Source organism: Leucobacter soli (assembly GCF_042659205.1).
GTDB lineage: Bacteria > Actinomycetota > Actinomycetes > Actinomycetales > Microbacteriaceae > Leucobacter > Leucobacter soli.
This window is the reverse complement of record NZ_JBHSRW010000167.1, coordinates 1-5,081: the sequence shown is the minus strand read 5'-3', so window position 1 is coordinate 5,081 and position 5,081 is coordinate 1. Positions and strand designations below refer to the sequence as shown.

At 70.6% G+C, this 5,081-nt stretch carries 5 protein-coding genes and 1 pseudogene; 3 read left to right on the top strand and 3 right to left on the bottom strand.

The features are described 5' to 3' along the window. Positions 1-209 (bottom strand): annotated as a pseudogene (locus ACFPZL_RS09825) (PucR family transcriptional regulator); the annotation flags it as partial. Positions 210-356: 147 nt separating this feature from the next. Between ACFPZL_RS09825 and ACFPZL_RS09820 the strand changes: the two are divergent. From ACFPZL_RS09820 to ACFPZL_RS09810, 3 genes are all read left to right on the top strand, one after another. Continuing rightward, positions 357-1,481: an alcohol dehydrogenase catalytic domain-containing protein gene (locus tag ACFPZL_RS09820; RefSeq protein ID WP_382335250.1), complete on the top strand. Its 1,125-nt coding sequence runs from the start codon at positions 357-359 to the stop codon at positions 1,479-1,481. A 100-nt stretch (positions 1,482-1,581) separates the two neighbouring features. Continuing rightward, positions 1,582-2,955, top strand: coding sequence for an APC family permease (locus ACFPZL_RS09815; RefSeq protein WP_218114673.1), 1,374 nt, complete (start codon positions 1,582-1,584; stop codon positions 2,953-2,955). A 211-nt stretch (positions 2,956-3,166) separates the two neighbouring features. Beyond that, positions 3,167-3,748 (top strand): hypothetical protein, encoded by a 582-nt coding sequence (locus tag ACFPZL_RS09810; RefSeq protein ID WP_218114628.1) that lies wholly within the window; start codon positions 3,167-3,169, stop codon positions 3,746-3,748. Positions 3,749-4,021: 273 nt separating this feature from the next. On the opposite strand, the gene ACFPZL_RS09805 is transcribed toward ACFPZL_RS09810, so the two are convergent. Beyond that, entirely contained in the window at positions 4,022-4,408 is a 387-nt protein-coding gene (locus tag ACFPZL_RS09805) for a rhodanese-like domain-containing protein (protein WP_236021969.1), read from the bottom strand. A gap of 69 nt (positions 4,409-4,477) precedes the next feature. Further along, positions 4,478-5,081 (bottom strand): sulfite exporter TauE/SafE family protein (locus tag ACFPZL_RS09800; RefSeq protein WP_382335247.1); only part of this gene is annotated, 604 nt, incomplete at its 5' end.

The window sequence follows — 5,081 nt, the reverse complement described above, 5'->3', positions numbered from 1 at the left end:
GCCGTGACCTCCGCCGCACCGCCGCCGCTCTCCAGCCGGGCGCGCAGCTCGGCGACCGGCCCGGTGATCAGGGTGGCGAATTCCGGGCTGCCGACGACCACGAACTCGCTCAACGGGGCGATCCCGTCGACAGGGGTGTGCGGCGGCATCCGGTGCGCGAGGCACTCGCCGCCGACCGCGCGTACGACGGCGGCGAGGTCGAGGGTCATGCCTGAAGTGTACCGATCATTGATCTTGACGCGAGTACTTCACGCATTGGTACAGTGACAGACCGGGTCGCTCCTCTCTACCATCTCCGATAGCACCCGCGCGCAGCCGTCCGCTCCGCGCACGCCTGAACAGGAGTGAGGAAGCACATGAAAGCCGTCGTATTCCGGGACCCCGAGACCCGCGTCTCGGTCGCCGAAGTCGAGCTCGCCGCGCCCCGTGCCGGCGAGGTCCGCGTCAAGATCGCCGCTGCCGGCGTCTGCCACTCCGACCTGCACGTGAAGCGCGGCGAATGGGACGCCCCCGCACCGATGGTGATGGGCCACGAGGGGTCCGGCGTCGTGGTCGAGCTCGGCGAGGGCGTCACCTCGCTGGCCGTGGGCGACCACGTCGTGCTGAGCTGGGTGCCGCCCTGCGGCGAGTGCCGCTACTGCCTCCAGGGCCATGAGGCCCGCTGCCAGAAGGTCGCCACGGTCGTGGCGCCCAAGGGCGTCCTCTTCGACGGCACCTCCCGGCTGAGCCTCCCCGCCGCGGACGGCGGCGAGCCGAGCACCGCCGAACCGCTCCACCACTACCTCGGCGTCTCCTCCTACGCGGAGGAGGTCGTCGTGCCCGCCTCCGGCGCGATCAAGGTGCGCGACGACGCCCCGCTCGACGTGATCGCCGTCGTCGGCTGCGCCGTGGCGACCGGTGTGGGCGCCGTGCTCAACACCGCCGCGGTCGAGCCGGGCTCCACCGTCGCGGTGATCGGCTGCGGCGGCGTCGGCCTGAACGTGGTGCAGGGCGCCAAGCTCGCCGGCGCCGAACGGATCGTCGCGATCGACGTGGTGCCCGAGAAGACCGACATGGCGCTGCAGTTCGGTGGGACCGATCGCATCGATGCCTCCGAGCGCGACGCCGTGGAGCAGCTGCTCGAGCTGATCCCCGACGGCGTCGACTACGCCTTCGACGCGATCGGCCGCACCGTCACCACCGAGCAGGCGATCCGCATGCTCGGACTGGGCGGCGCCGCGGTGATCGTCGGGCTGCCCCCGACCGGCGCCAAGGCCTCGTTCGAGCCCCTGGTGCTCGCCGAGGCCGACCAGCGGATCCTCGGTTCGAACTACGGCTCCGTGCGCCCGTCGATCGACATCCCCGCCCTGGTCGATCGCTACATGGACGGGCAGCTGAAGATCGATCCGCTGATCTCGGGCCGCCGCCCGCTCGACGAGGCGGCGGAGGCTCTCGCCGATCTCGAGGCCGGCGGCGTGCTGCGCACCCTCCTCATCCCCTGACACCGCACGTTCGGCACACCATCCACCAGCTCACTCGAAGGAGAGAACATTGAGTCAGACAGTTGAGACGAAGGTCGACAAGGGCCTTCGCGAAGGGGTCATGTCGGGCCCCGAGCTCGCGGCGCAGGCCCTGGCCAGCATCGCCCCGAGCGCCGTCATCGCGTTCACCGCGGCGGCCATCTTCCTGGGCGCCGGCAACGGCACCATGTACGCGTTCGCGCTCGCCACGATCGTGATCCTCTGCGTCGGCTACATCGTGTCGATGTTCGCCCGGCGCCACCCCTCCGCAGGATCCCTCTACACCTACGTGTCGAAGGGACTCGGCCCGACGGGCGCGTTCGCCGCCGGCGTCGCGCTGCTCATCGGCTCCTGGGGCATCGCAGCCGGTTCGCTCGGCGGCGCGGCCTCCTACTTCTCCGACCTGCTGCAGCTGTTCGGCATCCCCGCCACCGGAACCGTCTGGCTCGTCATCCTCACCGTCCTGCTGGGCGGCCTCGCGACGTTCTTCACGATCATCGGCATCCGCATGTCGGCGCGGGTGTCGCTCGTGCTCGAGCTGATCTCGGTGTTCATCATCACCGTCCTGCTCATCACCTCGCTCGTCTGGCTCGGGCCGGACGCCTGGGATCCCACGCAGTTCTCGCTCGAGGGCGTGCCGTTCCAGGGGATCGCCGCCGGTATGGTGCTCGGCATCCTCGGCTTCGTCGGCTTCTCGTCGGCCGACGCCCTCGGCCGCGAGGCGCGCAACCCGAAGACCGCGATCCCCCGGGCCATCATGTGGAGCGCCCTCTTCGTCGGCGTGCTCTACGTCTTCTCCGCCTACACGCAGATCGCCGTGCTCGGCGACGAGCTCGGCGAGGTCGCAAGCCCGCTGCAGGCCATCAACGACCGCATCGGCATGCCCGGCTGGTTCGCGCCGATCCTCGTGTTCGGCGTCGCCGCGTCGTTCTTCGCCGTGGTCGTCGCCCCGCTCAACGTCGTCGGTCGCATCATCTACGTGATGGGCAAGGAGGGCGTCGCCCCTGAGCGCTTCGGCCGCACCCACGAGACCCACCTCACCCCGCACCGCGTGCTGCTCGTGGCGGGCGCCGCGGCGATCATCCTCGACGTGATCCTGCTGATCGCGGGCACCCATCCGATGGACATCGTCGTCTGGGTCGACACCTACGGCACCTACGGCTACATGGTCGCCTACGCGCTCGTCGCCATCGCCGGTGTCGTCTACACCCGCCGCCACGGCATCCCGAACGGCATGGTCTGGCTCTGCGCGGTGGTCGCCGTCGTCGCCATGGCGTACGTGTTCATCGCGAACGTGTGGCCTGTACCGGCGTTCCCGTTCAACGTGATCCCCTACATCTTCCTCGCGACGATGCTGGCGGCGTTCCTCCGCTTCTGGTGGATCAAGGCGAACCGCCCCGAGGTGCTCGCGCGGATCGGCCACACCCACACGGAGGAGATGTCGGGCATCGGCTGATCCCCTTCCCGCGGCGCAAGTGCGCAGTCGTGGTGGGTGCAGGACGATCGCACCCGGCGCAACTGCGCACTTGCGCGCGAAACGGGCGCATCGCACGGGGCCTCACGGGGACGCTGCTCGCCGGTCTCTCCGACGGCGCCGGCTGCGCCGAGCCGTGGGATCACTCGCGCACCTTCGAGCTCTGAGCGACCCGGTGCCATAGGATTGCGCCATGAGCGACGGCGCGCCGAACGGGAGAGGCAACCGGACCAGAGGCGAGAGCATCGCGGCCATCGAGCGGGCCACGGGGCTGGCCTGGAACGAGTGGCTCACTCATTTCGACTCCCACGGCGCTGCGCAGCTCGGACACGCGGAGATCGCGCGGATCGCCCGCGCGGCGATGCGCGAGGGCCTCACCAACCCCGACTGGTGGGCGCAGGCCGTGGCGATCGCGTACGAGCAGCACACCGGTCTGCGCGTCCCGGGACAGTCCTCGAGCGGCACCTTCCGGGTCAGCGCGAGCCGCACCCTGACGCTCGACCGCGACGCGGCCGTCTCGGCGTGGGTGTCCGCGCACGGGCAGGTCGCCGAGCACCTCGGGCACGCCGTCACCGGCGCACGCGACTCCCGCACCGAGAAACGCACCTTCTACCGCTTCGATCTCGAAGGAGCGGGCAGGATCGAGGTCTCGGGCACGCCGAATGCGAAGGACTCGGCGAAGACCACGCTCGGAGTCAGCCACGAGGGCCTCGCCGACGGCGAGCGTATCGAGGAGTGGCGCGCGCACTGGAAGGGTCTGCTCGCGGAGCTCTGACACCCCGGCCGCTACGGCAGCGCCCGCGTCAGCGTCAGCGTCAGCGATCGAGTCAGCGATCGAGTCAGCGCTCGCAGTGGCAGCGATCGACCTCCGCGACGCCGCCGAGCGCCTCCTCGATGTGCAGGCCGCAGCCCTCCCAGGTGGGCTTGCCGCAGTCGCCGCAGCTGATCCGCACGCACATGGCGCGATCCCTTCGTCGTGACTTGTTCGTCAGAGTCATCGTATGCCACAACTCCACTAGCGCCGCGTACGACGCCGCGTGCGCGCCGCTCAGCGCACGATCTCGATGCCGGTGGCCGCGGCCGCCTGCTCGAGCGAGCCGAGGTTCGTCAGTTTCGAGAAGCCGGCCTGCTCCATCAGGGCGATCGCCTGGCCCGAACGGTTGCCCGAACGGCAGTAGACCAGGTACTCGGCGTCGGGATCGAGACCCGGGATCGCGGCCGCGACCTCGCCGCCGTTGAAGTCGAGCTGTTCGGCGCCGTCGAGGTGCCCCTCGGCGAATTCGGCTGCGGTGCGCACGTCGAGCAGGATCGCGTCGGGGGCGACTTCGATCGAGGCTGGTGCTGCCGGCGAGCACGAGGCGAGGCCGAGCGCGAGCGCTGCGGCGGCCGCGGGCAGGATCGCTGCGCGCAGCGGGGAGAACTTCTTACGTGACACGGGTGGTTCCTTTCGTCGGGGGATCGGGTCGGGCAGGTCGTTGCGCCGAGCCGTACTCGGCGCACGGGATCAGGTGGGGATCAGCTTCGGCAGCTCCTGCACGAGCACGAACGCGCCCATCGCGAGCACGAAGAAGCCGAAGCCGCGGCGCAGCGCCCGTTCGGGCACCAGGCCCGCGAGCCGCACTCCGAGGAACGAGCCCGCGACGGCGGCGGCCGTGAAGCCGAGCACGATCGGCCAGTCGAGCTGCACCGAGAACAGGTAGCCGGCGAGACCGGCGGCCGACTTCATGGCGATGACGAGCAGCGAAGTGCCGACCGCGATAGCCATCGGCAGGCCGCCGAGCAGGGTGAGCGCCGGCACGATCAGGAACCCGCCACCGGCGCCCACGAGTCCCGTCGCCAGGCCGACGAGGAAGCCGTCGAGCACGATTCGCCTCATCGGCAGGCCGGGCCGGGCCTCGCCGTCGATACCGGTGGCGGCGCCGGCCTCGGCGGTAGCGGATCCGCTACCATGCGAGTCTGCGCCCGCTCCGGCGGCCACCGGCGCCTTCGCCCGCCGGCCCCTGATCATCGCCGTCGCGGTCGCGACCATCATTCCGGCGAACAGCACCATGAGCACCGGGCCAGGAATGTACCCGCCCGCGATGCCGCCGGCGAAGGCGCCCGCCATA